The sequence below is a fragment of the Lichenifustis flavocetrariae genome, assembly GCF_026130545.1.
GTDB lineage: Bacteria > Pseudomonadota > Alphaproteobacteria > Rhizobiales > Beijerinckiaceae > Lichenihabitans > Lichenihabitans flavocetrariae.
On the sequence record NZ_JAMOIM010000002.1, the window covers coordinates 292,094 to 310,122 of the forward strand.

Sequence of the window (18,029 nt, forward strand, 5' to 3'; positions counted from 1 at the left end):
AAACGAGCCTTTGCGGTTGCGCTCAGGCGGACGAAGCTGCCTGACGCGCGCGTCTTTTTTCGATCATGGCGACCGCCACGACGGCGCCTTCGTAGAGAAGCAGCATGGGCAGCGCAAGCGCCAGCATCGAAATGGCGTCCGGCGGCGTGAGAACCGCCGCAATCACAGCTACGATCACGATGGCGAAGCGGCGCTTCGCTCGCAGGAAGGCCGCGTCAATCACGCCGATTTGGCCCAGTAACGTCAGAATGACCGGCAGCTGGAAAGCGATGCCAAAGGCGAGAATGAGGGTCTGGATCAAAGCCAGATATTCACTGACTTTCGGAAGCAACTCGATCGTGGCTTCACCGGGAACATTCACCTGCTGCATCGACACGGAAAAGCGGATGAGCATGGGCAGGACGACGAAATAGACGAGAAGACCGCCCATGACGAAAAACACGGGAGTCGCAACGAGATAAGGCACGAAGGCCTTCTTTTCGTGCCGGTAAAGACCCGGCGCCACGAACATGTAGATCTGGGTGGCGATGATCGGGAAGGCGATGACAACCGCTCCGAACATCGACAGCTTCATGTTTGTAAAGAACTGCTCCAGGAAATGCGTGGCGATCAATTTGGCGTTGGCGGCGCCGACCACATCCACAAAGGGATAGATCAGAATATTGTAGATATGACGCGAAAAATAAAAACAGACGACGAAAGCCACCAGGAAGGCGATCATCGCTTTGATCAGTCGCGACCGCAGTTCGACCAAATGCTCAAGGAGCGGCGCCTTGCTGGCCTCGATGGAGTCGATGTCGGCCTGAGTTGACGTCATGAGCTGAGCACATCGTGCGAGGTGGTTTTGCGCGCGCGAACAGTTCGTTGACGCACCGAAATGGCCTGGCCGATCAGTTGAGCCGTGCGGTCGCTGTTCAACCGGGAAAAGCGGCTGTGATGCGGCTTAACGAACAGCTTCCGTTTGACCGGATCCGCGTCCAGGGTTCGAACGTGCGTGGTCTCGTGAGGGGCTTCAATTGTCGCCGTCTCTCCCGACTCGACAACAGGAGCTACGCCCTCGGCAAGGCTCACAGCGGCGATGTCGTCAGTCTGAGGAATATCGGGGAGGCTGAACCCAGCCGCTGGCGAGGCGACTGTTGCTTCGGATGAAACGGCGTTCAGCGCCCCCGTGACCTCCGTGCGAATGTCGTGGACAGGGTCAAAGTTGTATTTCAGGTCCGCCTTCGTCTCGAGGTCCTTGAGCTCCTTGCGGATATCCTCGATCTCGGCGTCCTTGATCGCGTCCATGAACTGGCCCTGGAACTCCGAGGCCATGCGCCGCAGCTTGCCGACGGTCTGCCCCACTTGGCGCAGGACACGCGGGAGATCTTTCGGTCCAATGACGATCAACGCCAGCGCGGCGACGATCAGAATCTTGCCAGTGTCGATATCGAACATGGAATCCGGCGCGACGGCAAAGCGTCAAAAAGACCAATAAAAGCCGGCTTCGGCATCATCGTGCCGAACCGGCTTCGCGGGAACCGTCTTTCGAGAAGGCTAACCCACCCGGCGTGGATCGGCCGATGCGTCGACCGGTGCTCCGCGATGATCGATTGTCCGAAGCGGATCGGCCGGGCGAGCAGTCTCAACGGGCGGACGCGGTGTTTCCGCTACGTCATCGTCGGCCATGCCCTTCTTGAACGACTTAATCCCCTTGGCGAAATCTCCCATGAGGTCGGAGACCTTGCCCTTGCCACCGAACAGAAGCAGCAGAATGCCGCCCACGATGATCCAGTGCCACATGCTCATGCCGCCCATGACCGATACTCCATCCCGCCGGGCTTGGCGCCTGCTCTCGACGCCGTGATAAGGCGGACCCTATGCGGCAACCTCGACGAAAACAAGGTCGCCGCGCCGATCGGGGATGGTTTTGCCTGTGTGACCGGCAGGGCTTTAGAGCCGATACTTAATCTGGTCGGTCCAGAAGCGCTCCAGACGGGCGAGGCAGATGTTGAGCTGGGCGAATTCTTCGGCCGAGATGCCGCCGATCTGCTCCACGGTCATGACATGCTTCTCATAGAGAGCTGCCACGATCTCGTGAACCTCCTTGCCTTTTTCGGTCAGGCTGATGCGGACCGAGCGCCGGTCGACGCGTGAGCGGGCATGATGCAGGAAGCCCATCTCGACGAGCTTCTTGACGTTGTAGGACACGTTGGAACCCAGGTAGTAGCCCCGGGTCCGCAATTCGCCTGCGGTAAGTTCCTTGTCGCCGATATTGTAGAGGAGGAGCGCCTGAACCGAATTGATGTCGCTTCGGCTTTTGCGGTCGAACTCGTCCTTGATCACATCAAGAAGCCGGCGATGGAGACGTTCGACGAGGGTCAACGATTCAAGATAGGCGGGGCGTACATCGGCAAGGCGGCCACTGCGGGTAGGTGCGGGAGCGATCTTGGCTGCGGTGTTCATGTCGTGCCTTCGATTCTGAGCGCCTGCTTCATGCGACGCCTGACCATGGCTGCACGCTAACGTCCTCCCATGAACGGCATTCTAAAAAACAGAATGAAAATCCGCTTTACCAATCGTCTCGCGGCAATGGTGAATAAAGTGATGCCGGACTATCGCTGGCGCATTGCGGCACGCGTAAGCCTAACCGCTGCTCCACTGATCAAATACTTGTGAGTTTCAGTCTCCGCGACCTTTTTTCCCATTTGTTCGTTGCGTTGGTTTCTGAAGAGCATCAGCTCATTTCAAATGCCGGCCATCCCTGTTGTCACGTCTTTGCCGGCTGGAGAAATGGACCGCGCCTTCTGGATTGGACGGCTCCAGGCTGGATCACGCTGACGCAAGCTTCAGGCGCGACAGTCGGGTCCGAATCGGGCGTCGCTTGACCGGCGTCCGAAATGGAACGGACCCGTCAATGACCGCCATCCCGAAGCCGGCCCGGAAGGAGCGCCAAAGCTCGCGCGACATCGGCTTTGCGCTTGGCATCATCATCATTCTGTCGATCTTCTTCCTGCCCATCCCGGCATTTTTGATCGATCTCGGGCTCGCCTTCTCGATCGCCCTGTCCGTCCTCATTCTCATGGTGGCCCTGTGGATCGAGAAGCCGCTCGACTTTTCAGCCTTCCCCACGGTGCTCCTCGTGGCAACCCTGCTGCGGCTGGCGCTGAACATCGCGACGACGCGCGTGATCCTGGCGCATGGCGCGGAGGGTGAGACCGCCGCCGGCTACATCATCGGCGGCTTCTCGCGGCTGGTGATGAGCGGAGATTTCGTGATCGGCTTGATCGTCTTCGCGATCCTGCTGACCATCAACTTCGTCGTCATCACCAAGGGCGCGACCCGTATCGCCGAGGTCGGCGCCCGCTTCACCCTGGACGCCATCCCGGGCAAGCAGATGGCCATCGACGCGGATCTCTCGTCCGGCTTGATCAACGACAAGGAAGCGCAGCGACGCCGCCGGGAACTCGAAGAGGAAAGTTCGTTCTTCGGCTCGATGGACGGTGCCTCCAAATTCGTGCGCGGCGATGCCGTCGCGGGCCTCATCATCCTGGCCGTCAACGTGTTCGGCGGCATCATTATCGGCGTGACCCGGCACGGGCTCGAACTGAGCAAAGCCGCCGATGTGTTCGCCAAGCTATCGGTCGGCGACGGTCTCGTTTCGCAGATCCCCGCCCTGATCGTCTCGCTTGGCGCGGCGCTGCTCGTTTCCAAGGGCGGCACACGCGGCTCGGCCGACAAGGCCGTGCTCGACCAGCTGAGCAACTTCCCGCGCGCCCTGTTCGTGGCGGCGCTACTTCTGCTTCTGCTCGCTTTCGTTCCAGGACTGCCTTTCTTCCCCTTCGCACTGCTCGGCGGCACGATGCTGTTCGTCGCTTACACGATCCCCAAGCGGCTGAGCGCCCTGAAGGCGGTCGAAGCCGCGAAAGCGGCCGAACTGGCCCGTACGGCCAGCGTCGAGGCCAAGGATTCGGTCAAAGACATTCTGAAGACCGCCGAGATCGAGCTTTGCCTCGGCAAGCAGCTGGCGGCCCGGATGCTTGTCTCGCGCGACGAGTTGGGCGGCCGTGTCGTCAAGATGCGGCGCAAGTTCGCCCGCCAATACGGCTTCGTCGTGCCCGACATCAAGGTGTCGGAGAGCCTCGATGTCCCGCCGAAGGCCTATCAGATCAGGATCCACGGCACGGTGGTGACGTCCTACGAGATGCGCATCGGCGAGGTTCTGGTGATCACTGGCGACCGCAACAAGCCGGACGTTCCGTGCACCGAGGCGCGCGAACCCGCCTTCGGCATGAAGGCCGTGTGGGTGGCGGAGGCCTTCGCGGGCGAACTCCGGCGGCAGAACCTGCAGGCCGTGGACACATTGTCAGTCGTGCTCACGCATGTCAGCGAAGTGATCCGCAACAACCTCAGCCAATTGCTCTCCTACAAAGACATGCGGGCGCTCATCGATCGGCTCGAACCCGAATACAAGAAGCTCGTCGACGACATCTGCCCCTCGCAGATCTCCTATTCGGGCCTGCAGGCTGTGTTGAAGCTGCTGCTGGCCGAGCGCGTCTCGATCCGCAACCTGCATCTCATCCTCGAAGCCATCGCCGAGATCGTTCCCCATGCACGGCGCTCCGAGCAGGTCGTCGAGCATGTGCGCATGCGCATCGCCCAACAGATCTGCGGCGACCTGTCCGACAACGGCTCCCTCAAGGTGCTGCGCCTCGGCAACCGCTGGGACCTCGCCTTCCACCAAAGCCTCAAGCGGGACGGGAAGGGAGACATCGTCGAATTCGAACTCGATCCTCGCATGGTGGAGCAATTCGGCGCCGAAGCCTCGAACGCGATCCGGGACCGGATGGATCAAGGCCACAGCTTTGTGCTGATCGCCGCACCGGAAGTACGCACCTATGTCCGGATGATCGTGGAGCGCATGTTCGCGACGCTCCCGGTCCTGTCGCATTTGGAGATCGCACGCGGCGTCGAGATGAAGGCACTGGGAAGCATTTCGTGACGGGGCCAGCCTCCGATGTGGTTCTCGTCGCCTTTGTGATCTTCTGCCGGGTCGGGGCCTGCCTGCTGCTGATGCCAGGATATTCATCCGCCCGCATCCCCGTGCAAGTCCGCCTGTTCGTCGCCGTGTCGCTGGCCTTGACGCTCGCGCCGCTCAGCTTCGACGAACTGCGTCCGTCCGTCGCCGGCGCGGCCCCGTTAAGTCTTCTCAAGACCATGGGATCGGAACTGCTCATCGGCATCACGATCGGCCTGATGGGACGCTTTTTCTTCATCGCGCTGGATACGATCGGCATGGCGGTCGCCATGTGGATCGGGATCACCTCGAACCTGGGCGCCCCGATCAATGAAGACGAACCGATGCCGGCCATCTCGACCCTCATCAGCCTGTCGGCCACTCTGCTGATTTTTGTCACCGATCAGCACTTGGAGGTGCTTCGGGCGATTACGTCGAGCTATGGAAGTCTGCCGGTCAGCGAGGGGTTTTCGACTCAATTCGCGATGGTCCAACTCGGCAATAAGGCGGCGTTGGCTTTCAACCTGGCTTTGCGGCTCGGCAGTCCCTTCCTGATCCTGTCACTGGCCCTCAACTTTGCCATCGGCCTCGCCAATCGCCTCGTGCCCGCGGTGCAGATCTTCTTTCTGGCGTCTCCAATCGTGCTGATGGTGGGGCTCATCCTCCTCTACTTGACGTCGAGCCCCCTTCTGCGTCTGTTCACCGATGCCTTCAGCCGCTTCCTGGTGTCCGGATGAGTGACCGATTGAAGGCGATGCGGCGCATCATGGCTGTCCAGGCTCAAGCCAAGCGGCTTGCCGAATGGGAATTGGCCGCGACCGAGCGGCGCAAGGCCGCGATCGAAGCGGCGCGACGCGACCTCGACAGCTTCGTGGAAGGCGCTAATCTCGCCGGTCCCCTGGGCACTATCGCGATCAAGCAGGCGCGCCGTCTGGCGCAACGGGAGGCGGCCAGCGAGCAGGACCGCTCTCGTCAGATCGATGCGGTGCAGGCGGCCGAACGGCGGCACAGGCTCTCCGAGCGCGTGACCGAGACACTGGCGACGGAGGAGCGCGCCGCCGAGGAGCGGCGACTGCTCGAACAACTGGTGGAGGGCCTCATGGCCCGTGGTGCGCCGCGCGACTGAGGCACCGGTCCACCAGCCTGCCGAAAGCTTGCGCGTGCATGCTGGTCAAGGGGTCGACCGGGATCGGCCTCCGCCGCCCGGATGCTGCCCGCCGTGTCAATTGCACCTCCCTCAGACATTGTCCTCGACGTGGCCCAGGCCGCGGACCCTTCGCGGGTCCAGGCCGCGGCCGCCAAGCTCGCGAGCCTCGCGGCAGGGACAACGGGCGACATCGACTTCACGGCCGTGCTTCAATCGCGTTCGGCACCGATCGCGCCGCCGCAGACGAGCCCTGCCGCGCATCCGTTGGACTATGGTCGAGGCCACCAAATCGAAACGAAGCGGTCGTCGCCCTACCAGAAATTCGAGGCCGTGGTGCTTCAGAATTTCTTGCAGTCGATCCTGCCAAAGGATTCCGAATTGTTCGGCGACGCTTTTTCGGCCGACGCCTACCGCTCCATGCTGGCCGAGCAATTGGCGACCCAGGTCGCGAAGACAGGTCGCCTCGGCATCGCCCACGCGATCGAGGCCAAGGAAAATCTCCTGCATCCGCAGCATGCCGGCGCTGCTCCTGCCGGACTGACGGTCAACAATGCTCTTGCGGCAATCACGCCGCGGCTGAAAACAACGTCCTAATCTATCAGGAAAGGCTTTCCTCCGATGACCGCCCTCCCCGCCCCTGCCGAGGCCGGCGCCCGTCTGCCGACATCGATCTTCAGCTTCGCTGCCTTCGAGGCTGTCGCCGAACGCCTTGAAGCCGTGCTGGACACGGAAACCGATGCCCTCAAGAAGAACCGTCCGTGTGACATGAACGAGATCTGTCAGCGCAAGCGGCAGAGCCTACTGGAACTCAGCCGCTTTCTGCCTCGCTTGGCCACATCGGAAGAACGTGAAGGCGCACGGAGCCGTCTCGGCACGCTCTCGGTCAAGCTCGAATACAACCGGCAGGCCATCGATGTCCAATTGCGGGCCGTCCGGGAAATATCCGACATTATCGCAAGCAGCATGCGTGAAGCCGAGTCGGACGGCACCTACTCGTTCATGACCGGCCGGCCGTGAAGATCTTTCTGATCGGCCTCTGGCTCACGATCGTCGCTCTCGGGGCAACTTACGGCGCGGCCATGATGGCGGCCAGCCCCCACGCGGAAGCCCATGCCGAAACGGCGCTTGCGCATGAGAAGACGCGCAACATGAATGTTCCGATCATCGCCGATGGGGCGCTGCAAGGCTATGTCGGCATGCAGTTCACCTATGTGATCGATGCCGTGGTTTTGAAATCTCTCGCCGTGCCGCCGGAAGCCTATCTCATGGATGCGGCTTTCAACGACGTCTACATGGATAAGACGACCGACTTCAATCATCTCGATCGCATGGACCTCCACGCCTTCACGAAAAAGCTAGCGGATGAGACGAATGCTCACCTCGGCGCACCGCTGATCAAGGAGGTTCTGATCGAATCGTTCAACTACACGCCGAAGGACGTTCAGAACAATTAACGACGCGTCAAGAGGCTGCTGATAAACTGATGATTACGCGTCGAGGCGTAGATCCCGGGGGGGCCTTACGGTGAAGATCAATCGATTGACGTGGGCGGGCTTTGGCTTGGCTCTCATCGGCTGGGCCTTGCTGATCGCCGACATGGTGGTCAGCGACACGACCCTCAAAGACGGCAATCTGGTCGCCATATTGGCGCTGCGGGGCGACATCCTCACCATCGCGCAGACGATGATCCTGAGCGGCTTCGGCCTTGCCATCGTCGGCACGTTGCGGTCGGGGTTCGGTGCTTTCACGCGTTTTTTCGATGCGGTACTGCAGCGCTCCAGCGCGCCCCGTTCCAAGGAGTCGACGACGCTCGAACCCGAGCCCCTCGAACCCGAACTGGAGCCAACGCCCACGACAGCCCGAGCCGCTCACACGATCACGATCACCCCCAAAGTGGTCACGCCCGAACGCAGCAAACCGGCCGCGTCTCGCGACAAGAATTACGTGATCCTGTCGGACGGGTCCGTCGAAGTGGAAACCATGTTCGGCACCCGGATCTTCGCCAATCTGAGTGAGGCGAAGGACTTTATCCGGTAGATCAAGTCTTCGAGGGGAGCTTGGAAAGCGACTTCGCCACATCTCAGATCTGTCACGGCTAAGCCCGCTTCATGAGCGAGATCCGGACGCAGCGGTCGGACTGACGGTTTCACAGAGAAGGCGATTACACATCGTCCTGCAGTTTTTTGTTAATGCAGATATCGATCTTCGGTAGCAGAAGGAAAATCGAAGACCTTACCCGTTTCAAGGCCCCAAGAAGGCGAGATAGGTGAAGGTAAACAGGATGATCGCCGATCCTCATGCGCTCACGGGCAGCGACTTCATGAACAGGGATCTCTTTAAATTCGCTGGTCGCTTGCGCCCAGGCTCGATCTAAAGCGGCCCTACCGCGGCATCTTATAAAACCTTCGCCGCATGTCGGCGGCGATGATCCGGCTGCGCGGCGTCTCCTCCGTCAAGGTGAATCGCACGCCGGCCTCGCCGTCGCGGCGCCAGGAAACCTCGGCATTCTGCAACAGGCCGGACTGGTCATCGTAGACCTGAAATGCGGCCGGCAGGGCCACGTCCGGCGGCAACCGCAAACGCACACCGGTGGATGAGAGGTCGTGGACCACGCATTCGGTGACGAAGGTCCCCGTCGAATCCACCACCTTGCCCGACCGGAGACGCGTGCGACGGCGGGGAGCGTCGCGGCGGTCGTCGGGTTCGCGGACGGGTTTGGGATCGATCAGGATCGTATAGGTGAATCCATCCGGGTCGGCGGCCGCTTTGCCGTCGACCCGGATTGCATTGATGACGGACGGCGAGCCGCCTCGGGGCGGTTGACGGACAGTCACGCGCGGACCAGCGGCCGGAGCGCCGTCGAAAGCAGTGGAGGCCGCCTCACGCGCGCGGGTCCGAGTTGCCCGGTCCCTTCGGCAGATACAGTCCTAGGCTCGGGCGGACGCGCTGTCGCGGCAGGTGAGCATCCGAAACAGCTCGTGACAGTCGCTTCAGCTTTTCGAGGGGGTCGCGGCAATCGGGATCAAAGAGGATCCCTTCAACCCGGACGACCTGATCCATGGCTCTCAGCGACAGATCGAAGAAGACCGAGACGGTCAGATGACTGAATTCCATCGCGAGCGTGACGGTGGGTACGTCGCCCCAATCCATCTCGACCGACGCATTCCAGGCAAAGGTCAGCGTCCCTTCCTTGAAGAACAGCTCGGTCGAAGATTGCAGAAGGTCTTCGATTGCCGTGTATTGGCTGAATCGAATGAAGCTCACGAGATCGAGCAGATCGATCGCATGAAGTTCCTGTAAGACGTCCTGCAACCCGTCCACAAGGATGCGGGCATAGGCATCGTGATCGTTTTCAACTAGGAATGTCAACGCATTATCGCCTGAAGTCTTGGAGAGGAGCGTCCGCCAGAACGAGACTGAATGTAATGGATGATTTCTGCCACCGCCTTGTAGAATTGCGGTGGGATGGCCTGTGAGACCTCGACATGGTCATACATAGACCTTGCGAGAGGCTTGTTTTCAATGATGGTAATCCCGCATTCCGTTGCAATTTCACGAATTTTCAGCGCGATGAGGTCCTTGCCCTTGGCAACGACGATCGGGGCGCCCCCCTCCGACCGCACATAGCGCAACGCGATCGAATAGTGCGTCGGGTTGGCGATCACGACGGTCGCGCGGGGCACATCGGCCATCATCCGGCGCCGCGAACGATCGAGCTGGAGTGAGCGCCGCTTCGATTTGACGATGGGGTCGCCCTCGGCCTGCTTCATCTCGTCCTTGATGTCGCGGCGACTCATCCGCTGGCGTTTCCGCCAACTGGCCTTCGTCCATAAGAAGTCGAGGACAGCGATCACCACGAAGGCGGTCGCGACCCCGGCCAATAGGCGCGACACGATGCTCAACAGGAGATCCGGCACCGCGGCTGGCTCCATGTAGAGCGCGTCGACCACAGAATGCACTTCCGACCGCAGCAGCAGGTAGACCACGAACCCGATGATGATTAGTTTCGCGATGCCCTTGCCGGATTCGATGAGGCCGTGCGAGCTGAACATGCGCCCGAGCCCGGCCGCGAGGGAGATCTTGGACAATTTCGGCTGGATGCGGTCGAGCACCACACTCGGCATGGATTGAGCGAAAGACATGGCCAGGCCGGCCACGATGAAGACGACAAAAATCGGAATCAGGAACCCGGCGACCGGAAGCCCGACAAGGCCAATCAGTTCAGCGGCATCGGCCCCATTGTTGATCTTCCATTGCGCCGGGCTATCCATCAGATGGGCGAGCGCGTCCGCGATCCGCGACGCACTGGAGCGGATCATGAGCGAAGAGACGACGAGACAAGCCAGGAGGCCCGCGAAAAGCGGCGCCTCACGCGAGTGAGGGAGATCACCACGTTCGGCCGCGTCGCGAAGCTTCTTCTCTGTCGGCTCTTCTGTCTTGTCGTCCTGCTCGTTGGATTGATCGCTCATTGCGGACAGCCTTCAGCAACGCGGTGAAGATCAACCCTGACCATCGGCAGCGGACAGATCCGGCGGCTCGATCTCGCCGAGCGCGATGAGGTCGAGGACGGTCGCACAGATGACCTTGCGGGCCGCCGCGATTTCCTTAGGCGGCGCGCTGCCGGTCTTGAGTTCGTTCTCGACGAGGCGCCGGGAACGCGCGCCCATCGCGGACAGAACCGCTTCCTTGAGGGCTTCGTCGGCTTCCCTGAGCGCCATGGTGATCTGCTCGGCCGGAACCTTTTCGAGCAGCACACTGCGTGCCTTGGCCGACAGAGCCACGAGATCGCCAAAGGAGAACATCTTGGAGCGGATGACCGCGGCGTCGGCGGGCTTGGTTTCGGCGATCGAGGTCAGCATATCCTCAGCCTGTTCAGGATCCATCCGGTTCAGGATATCGGCCACGCGGGTCTGTGTGCTGCCCTCCTTGTCACGCGACACGTTGATCAGGAGATCGTCACGCAGCTTGTTTTCGAGAATGCGGATCGTCGGCTCGTTCACTGCGCGCTGGGTCAGCATGCGGCGTGTCAATGTGTTGCGCAGGTCGCGCGGAAGGACAGCCAGGGTTTTGGCGGCGGCCTCCGGCGTGAGACGTGAGAGGATGAGGGCGCCCGTCTGCGGATGCTCCTTTGTGACATAGGCGGCCATATCTTTCTCTGGCAGGCCGGATAGGCGAACCCAGATCGAAGAGTTGGAATTGCCGAGGACGTCGGCCATGATCTCGGCGACCTGATCGGACGGCAGGACCGTGCCCAGAAGATGCTCGATCTCGCTGGCCGTGCCTTGCAGGTCGAGCTCCTTCGTAAATTCCCCGGCCAGTTCCTCAACGAGATCCTCGAGGGTTTCGATCGAGACGGCTCCAAGCGTCGCGGCGGCGCGCGTCACCATCTTGAGCTCAGTGGGGTCGAAATGCTTGAGGAGCCGGGTAGCCAACGGCTTGCCCATTCCGAGAAGAAGCGCGGCCACCTTTTCGGGCCCGCTCAAGTCGCGACGGCCCAGGGCGCTGGGAGTCGACATTGTCATGGTCAAGGCAGTCGCTCCATGGTGTTCAATACTCGAAGCAGTCGGCGATCAGTCCCGACGCGCCGGCATATCCTGTCCGACCACCTCGGTCAGCGACACGCCAAGGCGCGTGCTGTCTTCCGCGATCACGACCATTTCACCTCGGGCGATAATGCGTCCGTTCACCACGATATCGACTGCCTCACCGACCTTATGGTCGAGAGGCACAACCGCACCGCGGCCAAGTTTCATCAGATTCGACAGCGGCATGGTGGTTCCGCCGAGGACGATCTGCACCGACACGGGGATTTTCAGGATGGCGTCGAGATTTGGCGTTCCGGCGGCGGCTTCAGACGCGATCATCGCCACCTCCCGGGAATGTCTTGTGGATCATAATTCGAGCTCCGGAACGGGTTCGGGTTCGGGGACAGGTTCGACGACGCCCAGCACTTCATCGACCCGCAGCGTGTAGAAACCCTCGGACTGGCCAAGGTCGCAGAGAAACAGGTCGTCGTCGCCGCATTGCAGCCTGATCCGCTGACCGGCGCCCTTGGGCAGCTCTATCAACTGTCCCTCCTGCAGCGCGGCAATGAACCCAAGCGTCATCGGGTGAAGATCGAGATAGGCGGTCAGATACATCGAGGCGCGACTGACCTCGGTCTCCAATCGCTGGGTCCAGCGAGGATCACCGTAGACCCGTTCGTCGTCTTCGGGTTCGGCGAGTTCCTCGGCGAACACCAACATCGCCGCGAGCGGCACCAGAACGTCGACATGCACCCGGCCGCCGAGCGTTGCAAGCGCAAGCGTGCCGACGACGACCGTACTGACGGGCTTACCGAGGAAGCTCGGATCGAACTTCGCCTGCATGCCCTCGCTCCGGAAGCTGGATGGCAGGCGCTTGGCAAAGCCGGCTGTGAGCGAGTCGGACAGCTGACGAATGACGACATCGACGATCTGCAAGTCGACCGGGGACAAAGGCAGGTCGGCGCTGTCCGCAACGTCCTCGCCGCCGCCGCCGAACCAGGCCTCCACCATCGTCGTGACGAAGATGCGGTCGAAGTTGATCCCGATCCGCGTGTTCCATCCTGGCGCCTGCAGCACGGCCAGAACGGAGCCCGTGCCGCGCCGATCCAGGATTTCGTCGACTTTGCACACCGTGACGTCCTCGACGGCGATCTCCCCCTCGACGGAAGCGAGTGCCGCGAAGCGGTCCTGCCAGGCCTTTGCGACATCGGCCATGGCGTCCCGAAAGGCCGGGATCTTGTCGGCGGCCGAGCCTCCGGACTTCTCGAACCAGCGCGATGATGCGGAGGACGGCATGTGTGGTTCCGCCGACCCGGTATCAGCCATGGTCAGGCTGCCTTCGCGGCTTCACCGCCGCCCATCGTCTCATTCTCGACCGCGTCGATGGTTGGTCGGGCATAGGCCGAGATGGTCTTTCGGCCATGTTCGAGCGCCACCAGCGGCACGGCGCCGTTCATGAAGGCGATCAGCGACTGCTTGATGATGGTGTAGAGGCGGACGCGCTTTTCACGTGTGACCTTGATCGAGTGGGCGAGCGGCGCCGATATCCCGTAGGACAGGAAGATGCCCGCCATGGTTCCCACGAGAGCGGCGCCGATGAGTTCGCCGAGCACTTCAGGCGGTTGATCGAGGGAGCCCATGGCGTGGATGACGCCGAGCACCGCCGCCACGATGCCGAGGGCCGGCAAGCTGTCGGCGACCGATTGCATCGCATGGGAGGGCTTCAGCTTGTCGCGCATGATGGTGTGGATTTCCTCCTCCATCAGGGCCTCGATCTCATGGGTGCGGGCATTTCCGATCATGATGAGACGGCAATAGTCGCAGATGAAGGTCGTCATCTCTTTGTCGGCCAACACCTTGGGATACTTCTTGAAGAGCTCGGATTCCTTGGGGTTGTCGATATGGCCTTCGAGCTCGTTGCGGGCGTTGCCGCGCAACTCGCGCATCAGCGTATAGAGGATCCCCAGAATATCGAGGTAATCGCGCGCTTTGGGAGATGAACCCTTGATGGCCTCCACGGTGGCCTTGCCGGTGTCCTTGATGGTGTTCATCGGGTTGGCCACCACGAACGTACCGAGGGCCGACCCGCAGATCACAATCAATTCGTAGGGCTGCCAGAGCACGCCGAGGTGACCGCCGCCAGCCAGAAAGCCGCCCAGCACGCAGCCGATCGCGATGATCATACCGATACCGAAATTCAAAGCTGTCGCTCCGCTCGTGCTGCGGTCTTGCTTCCAGACATCGTGCCGCCGCAGTAATCCAACAGGATAGCCTTGCGTGAAGCTGGTTCGAGGACCGCGAGAGCCAGATCGTTCAAGGTCAGGTTGAGGCAAGGCCGAAGCGCGATTGTCGGATGAATGGCGCAGATCCTTGCTGCATCCGCGACCCCGCTTCGGCGGCGTGCGCAGCGGAGGGTCTGAGGTCCCCGAATCTCCGCGCAACAACCGCTTCAGGCGGGAGCCTCACCTCGTGCAATCCAACTTCTACGTCGGCATGTCCGGGCAACTCGCGATCGAAAGACGCCTGCAGACCGTCGCCAGCAACGTCGCGAACATGAACACGGCCGGCTATCGCGCCGACGGCGTGACCTTCGAAACCGTGATGTCGAACACGGGTGAGACCCCGGTGGCATTCTCCACGGAGGGCCAGACCTACATCTCCCGAATGTCCGGTGAATTGACGAAGACCGACAATCCGCTCGACGTCGCGGTGCAAGGCGACGCATGGTTCGGTATCAAGACGCCGTCGGGTGTCGCCTATACGCATGATGGCCGGCTCAAGATCGGGGCCGGCGGCGAAATCACGACGATCAACAATTATCCCATACTCGATGCCGGTGGCTCCTCGATGATCGTCGATCCGAGTGCCGGGCCGCCGGTGATCGCGCAGGACGGCATGCTGACTCAGCAGGGTCGTCAGATCGGCGCCATCGGCCTGTTCAGCATCGATCCGAATACCAAGCTGACCCGCGCGCCGAACTCAGCCGTCATTCCCGACAAGGCCGCGACCCCCATTCTCGACTTCACCGATGCCGGCATGGCGCAGGGCTTCATCGAAGGCTCGAACGTCAATCCCGTGCTGGAACTCTCCAAGCTGATCCAGATCCAGCATTCGCTCGACAGTGTTACGAGCATGAACCAGGAGAGCGATTCCTCGCTCCAAGAGGCCATAAAGACGCTCGGTTCAAACACATGACCGCGAGCGGCTCAAAGACCCGGAAAGGGTCTCGCAGATGAACGCTTTGGTTCGTTTGGGCCAAGCGGTGCGAGACGCAGAAAGTTCGATCCCGCTTCTCGAAATCACCGGCGAGGTCGTCGATGTGGCCCCGGGTTCCTACAGGGTGAGCGGGCTGTCGCCCTTCCTCCGCCTCGGCGACACTGTCGCCCTGAATGCAGACGGGGGAGGGCAACTGGGAGAGATCGTTCGAATCGATCGCGCCCTCGCGACCGTCAAGCCATTCGGCAACAGCCTCACGGCCAGGCTCGGCATGCCGGTCAGCCGACGCGGCCTGTTCACGTTCCGGCCCGACCCAAGTTGGAAAGGCCGGGTCATCAACGCACTCGGCGAGCCGATCGACGATGGCGGCCCTTTGTTGCCTGGCACTGGAGCGCCCACAAGCACCATAGCGGAGCCCCCGAATGCCCTGCACCGCGCCCGGGTGAAAAGCCGGATCAAGACCGGCATCCGGGCGATGGACATCTTCTGCCCGATCTGTGCCGGGCAGCGCATCGGCATCTTCGCCGGCTCCGGTGTCGGCAAATCGACCCTGTTGGCAATGTTCGCTGGCGCGGCGGGCTTCGACAGCGTCGTGATCGCTCTCGTGGGCGAGCGCGGCCGTGAGGTTCGCGAGTTCGTCGAGGAATCATTGGGGGCGAACCGCGCCCGAGCCGTCACGGTCGTGGCCACGGGCGACGAAAGCCCGATGATGCGTCGCATGGCCCCGAAGACCGCGATGGCGGTGGCGGAAAATTTCCGAGACCGGGGCGAGTCGGTGCTGCTGATCGTCGATTCGGTGACACGCTACGCGCATGCGGCCCGCGACGTGGCGCTTGCGGCCGGCGAACCGGCGGTGGCCCGAGGCTATGCTCCAAGCGTCTTCAGCGAGCTCCCGCAATTGCTCGAACGGGCCGGTCCCGGCCTTGAGGGAAGCGGCACGATCACGGGTATCTTCTCGGTCCTGGTCGACGGCGACGACCACAATGATCCGGTTGCGGACACGATTCGCGGCACGCTCGATGGCCATATCGTTCTCGACCGCAAGATCGCGATCCAGGGCCGGTATCCTGCGATCGATGTCCTCGCGTCGCTGTCTCGCCTCGCCCATCAGGTATGGAGCCCGGAACAGACGACCCTCGTGATCCGTCTCAGAGAAATGATCGGGCGCTTCGAAGACACGCGCGATCTCCGCGCGATGGGCGGCTATCAGGCCGGCAGCGATGCGGAACTGGATCAGGCCGTGGCACTGGTACCGCGCATCTACGCCGCGCTCGTCCAGTCGCCCGCCTCCGGCCTCAGCGACGACGCTTTTCGCGACCTCGCCACCATGCTGCAGAAAGCCAAATGAGCCCGCTTATGCTGTCGAACTCGAACGCCGTCCTCGAAGAACATTTTCAGCAGAACCGCCTCGATACGGTTCTGAGCAGTCTCGGCGTCTCGGCGGCTGTCGTCTCCGCCTCATTCGCCGGTTACATGCTTGTGATCGGCCCCGGCGACGGGACATCGTCCAGCCCGATGCCGGCCATCGACTCGACGGCCGCGCCCGACCATCCACGACTGTCCATGGCTGGCGCTCCGTCCCATGGCCCGCTCACCAGAAATCCCGCCGGTGTCGACTTCACGCCGACTGGCACGATCCTGGATCCAGCGGGCGAATTGGGACGTCGCCCCAATATGGAGGCGAGGTCACCTGCGACGATCCTGTCCGACTATGCGGTCCGAGACGCCTTCGACGGAACCGCTCTGGTCGAGGCGCATGGCACGTTGCAGGTGGTTCGCACCGGCACCGTCCTCGAAGGTGCCGGCGAAGTCCTTGCGATAAGCCGCACGGGCAATTCCTGGACAGTGACGACATCGGTCGGCACGATCCTGCAGCGGCGTTAAGATCCGGCACCTCGGTCTCACGCCATTCAAAGACGTCAAACGTGATGCCGCCGGGATGTCCTGCCTCGGGACGATCTGAAGTGCGGCTTCGCTGCTGGTCACGCGCGGTTCTGGTTAAGCAAAACTCGGCCGCATCGCCTTCGTGTTAAAAAAACAGTGACGCCGGCAGGCGAGCACAGCGCCTCCGTCAAGGCGGATGGGCGGACTCCTGACGCACTTCTCGGGCGCGGCCCCAAGCCCTAGATGCTTGATAAAAATCGGCGACTGACCCCTCAACAGCATCGTTCGGAAAACAAGGCTCGTCGCCTATGGCCAGTATATGCGAGGCTGACGTTACCCCTCCGTTTCGGATCGGCACGTTGAGGTCCCCGCTCAGGCAATGCTTTATTAAGCATAACATCGTTTAATCATTGCCATGATTCATGTGCAGCAGACCTCGGATCTCTAAGGTCTTCGGCAGTTGTCAAGGCAGATTTCATGTTGGTTCTCATCGACGATCGAGAAATCGTGTCCGTCGGATATGTGGGCGGATTTCGCAATGAAGGCGTGTCCAGCACCGGGTTGAGCCCGACCGACTTCCGCGACTGGATCGCAAGTGTGTCCGAAACGGATCTGGCCGCTATCGAAGCCTTTCTGATCGGCGCCTGCAGCGACCGTCAAGCCTTTCCACGCCATATCCGGGAGCGATCGAGCGCACCCATCATCGCCATCAACGAGACCCATTCGCTCGAACAGACCCTCGATCTCTTCAATGCCGGGTTCGATGACGTCGTTCGGAAACCGATCCATGTCCGCGAATTGATGGCTCGGATCGACGCCATTCGCCGTCGCGCCCAGGCCAAGAAAGACGACGTGCAGTTCGGCGACATCCGCGTGTTCTTCGACGGCCGCGACCCGGAAATTCGGGGCGAGGCCCTGTCCCTTCCGCGCCGCGAGCGGCGCATCCTCGAATACCTCGTCAAGAACCGCGGCCGCCGCGTAACCAAGACGCAAATCTTCAACGCCATCTACGGCATCTTCGACGAAGAGGTCGAAGAGAATGTGGTCGAGAGCCACATCAGCAAGCTCCGCAAGAAACTGCGGGAGCGTCTGGGTTACGATCTCATCGAGTCGAAGCGCTATCTCGGCTACTGCCTCGAGGAACGCAGCCCGGCCGTCGAACTTGCCCCGACGCAACCCATGGCCCTCCCGGCGCCGATCCTCGTGCGTGCACTTGCGGCCACGGCGGCGTGACGCTCATCCTTCCCGGTTGAACCGTGTC

General features: G+C 61.6%; 23 protein-coding genes. 12 read left to right on the forward strand and 11 right to left on the reverse strand.

What is annotated here, in order from left to right; translation table 11 throughout:
* Positions 1 to 22 precede the first annotated feature (22 nt).
* The 4 genes from tatC to ldtR all read right to left on the reverse strand — a co-directional run bounded on the left by tatC (position 23) and on the right by ldtR (position 2,445).
* Complete coding sequence (gene tatC / locus M8523_RS04820) at positions 23 to 817, reverse strand: twin-arginine translocase subunit TatC (protein WP_282583694.1); 795 nt, start codon at positions 815 to 817, stop codon at positions 23 to 25.
* On the reverse strand, positions 814 to 1,437 hold the full coding sequence (tatB, locus tag M8523_RS04825) for a Sec-independent protein translocase protein TatB (RefSeq protein ID WP_282583695.1): 624 nt from the start codon (positions 1,435 to 1,437) through the stop codon (positions 814 to 816). The genes tatC and tatB overlap by 4 nt, the downstream gene beginning before the upstream one ends.
* 99 nt (positions 1,438 to 1,536) lie before the next feature.
* Entirely contained in the window at positions 1,537 to 1,797 is a 261-nt protein-coding gene (locus tag M8523_RS04830; RefSeq protein WP_282583696.1) for a twin-arginine translocase TatA/TatE family subunit, read from the reverse strand.
* A gap of 135 nt (positions 1,798 to 1,932) precedes the next feature.
* Positions 1,933 to 2,445 carry a transcriptional regulator LdtR gene (gene ldtR / locus M8523_RS04835; RefSeq protein ID WP_282583697.1) on the reverse strand — a complete coding sequence of 171 codons (513 nt, stop codon included), beginning with the start codon at positions 2,443 to 2,445 and terminating at the stop codon, positions 1,933 to 1,935.
* 69 nt (positions 2,446 to 2,514) lie between these two features.
* On the opposite strand from ldtR, the gene M8523_RS04840 reads away from it, so the two are divergent.
* The 8 genes from M8523_RS04840 to M8523_RS04875 all read left to right on the forward strand — a co-directional run bounded on the left by M8523_RS04840 (position 2,515) and on the right by M8523_RS04875 (position 8,180).
* Positions 2,515 to 2,658 (forward strand): hypothetical protein, encoded by a 144-nt coding sequence (locus M8523_RS04840; RefSeq protein WP_282583698.1) that lies wholly within the window; start codon positions 2,515 to 2,517, stop codon positions 2,656 to 2,658.
* A gap of 238 nt (positions 2,659 to 2,896) precedes the next feature.
* Entirely contained in the window at positions 2,897 to 4,981 is a 2,085-nt protein-coding gene (gene flhA, locus M8523_RS04845; protein WP_282583699.1) for a flagellar biosynthesis protein FlhA, read from the forward strand.
* Positions 4,978 to 5,733, forward strand: a complete 756-nt coding sequence (locus M8523_RS04850) for a flagellar biosynthetic protein FliR (protein ID WP_282583700.1) — start codon at positions 4,978 to 4,980, stop codon at positions 5,731 to 5,733. Before flhA ends, M8523_RS04850 begins: the two co-directional genes overlap by 4 nt.
* Positions 5,730 to 6,122 (forward strand): hypothetical protein, encoded by a 393-nt coding sequence (locus M8523_RS04855; protein WP_282583701.1) that lies wholly within the window; start codon positions 5,730 to 5,732, stop codon positions 6,120 to 6,122. Before M8523_RS04850 ends, M8523_RS04855 begins: the two co-directional genes overlap by 4 nt.
* Positions 6,123 to 6,215: 93 nt before the next feature.
* A complete protein-coding gene (locus M8523_RS04860; protein WP_282583702.1) occupies positions 6,216 to 6,737 on the forward strand; it encodes a rod-binding protein in 522 nt (173 codons plus the stop codon).
* Between the two features lie 24 nt (positions 6,738 to 6,761).
* Positions 6,762 to 7,160: a flagellar protein FlgN gene (locus tag M8523_RS04865; RefSeq protein ID WP_282583703.1), complete on the forward strand. Its 399-nt coding sequence runs from the start codon at positions 6,762 to 6,764 to the stop codon at positions 7,158 to 7,160.
* Entirely contained in the window at positions 7,157 to 7,597 is a 441-nt protein-coding gene (locus tag M8523_RS04870) for a hypothetical protein (protein WP_282583704.1), read from the forward strand. The genes M8523_RS04865 and M8523_RS04870 overlap by 4 nt, the downstream gene beginning before the upstream one ends.
* Before the next feature lie 70 nt (positions 7,598 to 7,667).
* Complete coding sequence (locus M8523_RS04875) at positions 7,668 to 8,180, forward strand: hypothetical protein (protein WP_282583705.1); 513 nt, start codon at positions 7,668 to 7,670, stop codon at positions 8,178 to 8,180.
* Positions 8,181 to 8,524: 344 nt separating this feature from the next.
* On the opposite strand, the gene M8523_RS04880 is transcribed toward M8523_RS04875, so the two are convergent.
* From M8523_RS04880 to motA, 7 genes are read right to left on the reverse strand one after another with little or no spacing between them, the layout of a single operon-like run.
* Positions 8,525 to 8,977 carry a PilZ domain-containing protein gene (locus M8523_RS04880; RefSeq protein ID WP_282583706.1) on the reverse strand — a complete coding sequence of 151 codons (453 nt, stop codon included), beginning with the start codon at positions 8,975 to 8,977 and terminating at the stop codon, positions 8,525 to 8,527.
* Between the two features lie 46 nt (positions 8,978 to 9,023).
* A complete protein-coding gene (locus M8523_RS04885; RefSeq protein WP_282583707.1) occupies positions 9,024 to 9,512 on the reverse strand; it encodes a BspJ family T4SS effector nucleomodulin in 489 nt (162 codons plus the stop codon).
* Positions 9,509 to 10,612, reverse strand: coding sequence for a flagellar biosynthesis protein FlhB (gene flhB, locus M8523_RS04890; RefSeq protein ID WP_282583708.1), 1,104 nt, complete (start codon positions 10,610 to 10,612; stop codon positions 9,509 to 9,511). Before flhB ends, M8523_RS04885 begins: the two co-directional genes overlap by 4 nt.
* Positions 10,613 to 10,642: 30 nt before the next feature.
* On the reverse strand, positions 10,643 to 11,665 hold the full coding sequence (locus tag M8523_RS04895) for a FliG C-terminal domain-containing protein (protein WP_282583825.1): 1,023 nt from the start codon (positions 11,663 to 11,665) through the stop codon (positions 10,643 to 10,645).
* A gap of 48 nt (positions 11,666 to 11,713) precedes the next feature.
* Positions 11,714 to 12,007 (reverse strand): flagellar motor switch protein FliN, encoded by a 294-nt coding sequence (gene fliN / locus M8523_RS04900; RefSeq protein ID WP_282583709.1) that lies wholly within the window; start codon positions 12,005 to 12,007, stop codon positions 11,714 to 11,716.
* 27 nt (positions 12,008 to 12,034) lie between these two features.
* Positions 12,035 to 12,964, reverse strand: a complete 930-nt coding sequence (locus M8523_RS04905) for a FliM/FliN family flagellar motor switch protein (protein ID WP_282583710.1) — start codon at positions 12,962 to 12,964, stop codon at positions 12,035 to 12,037.
* Positions 12,965 to 12,996: 32 nt separating this feature from the next.
* The gene (gene motA, locus M8523_RS04910; protein ID WP_345894221.1) at positions 12,997 to 13,869 is read right to left on the reverse strand and encodes a flagellar motor stator protein MotA; all 873 of its coding nucleotides are present in this window, start codon (positions 13,867 to 13,869) and stop codon (positions 12,997 to 12,999) included.
* A 268-nt stretch (positions 13,870 to 14,137) separates the two neighbouring features.
* On the opposite strand from motA, the gene flgF reads away from it, so the two are divergent.
* The 4 genes from flgF (at position 14,138) to M8523_RS04930 (ending at position 18,001) form a co-directional block, all read left to right on the forward strand.
* Positions 14,138 to 14,863 (forward strand): flagellar basal-body rod protein FlgF, encoded by a 726-nt coding sequence (flgF, locus tag M8523_RS04915; RefSeq protein ID WP_282583711.1) that lies wholly within the window; start codon positions 14,138 to 14,140, stop codon positions 14,861 to 14,863.
* Between the two features lie 37 nt (positions 14,864 to 14,900).
* On the forward strand, positions 14,901 to 16,232 hold the full coding sequence (fliI, locus tag M8523_RS04920) for a flagellar protein export ATPase FliI (RefSeq protein ID WP_282583712.1): 1,332 nt from the start codon (positions 14,901 to 14,903) through the stop codon (positions 16,230 to 16,232).
* A gap of 8 nt (positions 16,233 to 16,240) precedes the next feature.
* Positions 16,241 to 16,768: a hypothetical protein gene (locus tag M8523_RS04925; protein ID WP_282583713.1), complete on the forward strand. Its 528-nt coding sequence runs from the start codon at positions 16,241 to 16,243 to the stop codon at positions 16,766 to 16,768.
* Between the two features lie 477 nt (positions 16,769 to 17,245).
* Positions 17,246 to 18,001 carry a response regulator transcription factor gene (locus M8523_RS04930; protein ID WP_282583714.1) on the forward strand — a complete coding sequence of 252 codons (756 nt, stop codon included), beginning with the start codon at positions 17,246 to 17,248 and terminating at the stop codon, positions 17,999 to 18,001.
* Positions 18,002 to 18,029 lie beyond the last annotated feature (28 nt).

Coding starts and splice junctions, on each gene's coding strand:
- M8523_RS04855 (WP_282583701.1), top strand. CDS start 5,730: ATGAGTGACCGATTGAAGGCGATGCGGCGCATCATGGCTGTCCAGGCT.
- fliI (WP_282583712.1), top strand. CDS start 14,901: ATGAACGCTTTGGTTCGTTTGGGCCAAGCGGTGCGAGACGCAGAAAGT.
- M8523_RS04930 (WP_282583714.1), top strand. CDS start 17,246: ATGTTGGTTCTCATCGACGATCGAGAAATCGTGTCCGTCGGATATGTG.
- M8523_RS04925 (WP_282583713.1), top strand. CDS start 16,241: ATGCTGTCGAACTCGAACGCCGTCCTCGAAGAACATTTTCAGCAGAAC.
- M8523_RS04840 (WP_282583698.1), top strand. CDS start 2,515: ATGAACGGCATTCTAAAAAACAGAATGAAAATCCGCTTTACCAATCGT.
- M8523_RS04905 (WP_282583710.1), bottom strand. CDS start 12,964: ATGCCGTCCTCCGCATCATCGCGCTGGTTCGAGAAGTCCGGAGGCTCG.
- M8523_RS04895 (WP_282583825.1), bottom strand. CDS start 11,665: ATGACAATGTCGACTCCCAGCGCCCTGGGCCGTCGCGACTTGAGCGGG.
- tatB (WP_282583695.1), bottom strand. CDS start 1,437: ATGTTCGATATCGACACTGGCAAGATTCTGATCGTCGCCGCGCTGGCG.
- M8523_RS04830 (WP_282583696.1), bottom strand. CDS start 1,797: ATGGGCGGCATGAGCATGTGGCACTGGATCATCGTGGGCGGCATTCTG.
- fliN (WP_282583709.1), bottom strand. CDS start 12,007: ATGATCGCGTCTGAAGCCGCCGCCGGAACGCCAAATCTCGACGCCATC.
- tatC (WP_282583694.1), bottom strand. CDS start 817: ATGACGTCAACTCAGGCCGACATCGACTCCATCGAGGCCAGCAAGGCG.
- M8523_RS04865 (WP_282583703.1), top strand. CDS start 6,762: ATGACCGCCCTCCCCGCCCCTGCCGAGGCCGGCGCCCGTCTGCCGACA.
- flhB (WP_282583708.1), bottom strand. CDS start 10,612: ATGAGCGATCAATCCAACGAGCAGGACGACAAGACAGAAGAGCCGACA.
- ldtR (WP_282583697.1), bottom strand. CDS start 2,445: ATGAACACCGCAGCCAAGATCGCTCCCGCACCTACCCGCAGTGGCCGC.
- flhA (WP_282583699.1), top strand. CDS start 2,897: ATGACCGCCATCCCGAAGCCGGCCCGGAAGGAGCGCCAAAGCTCGCGC.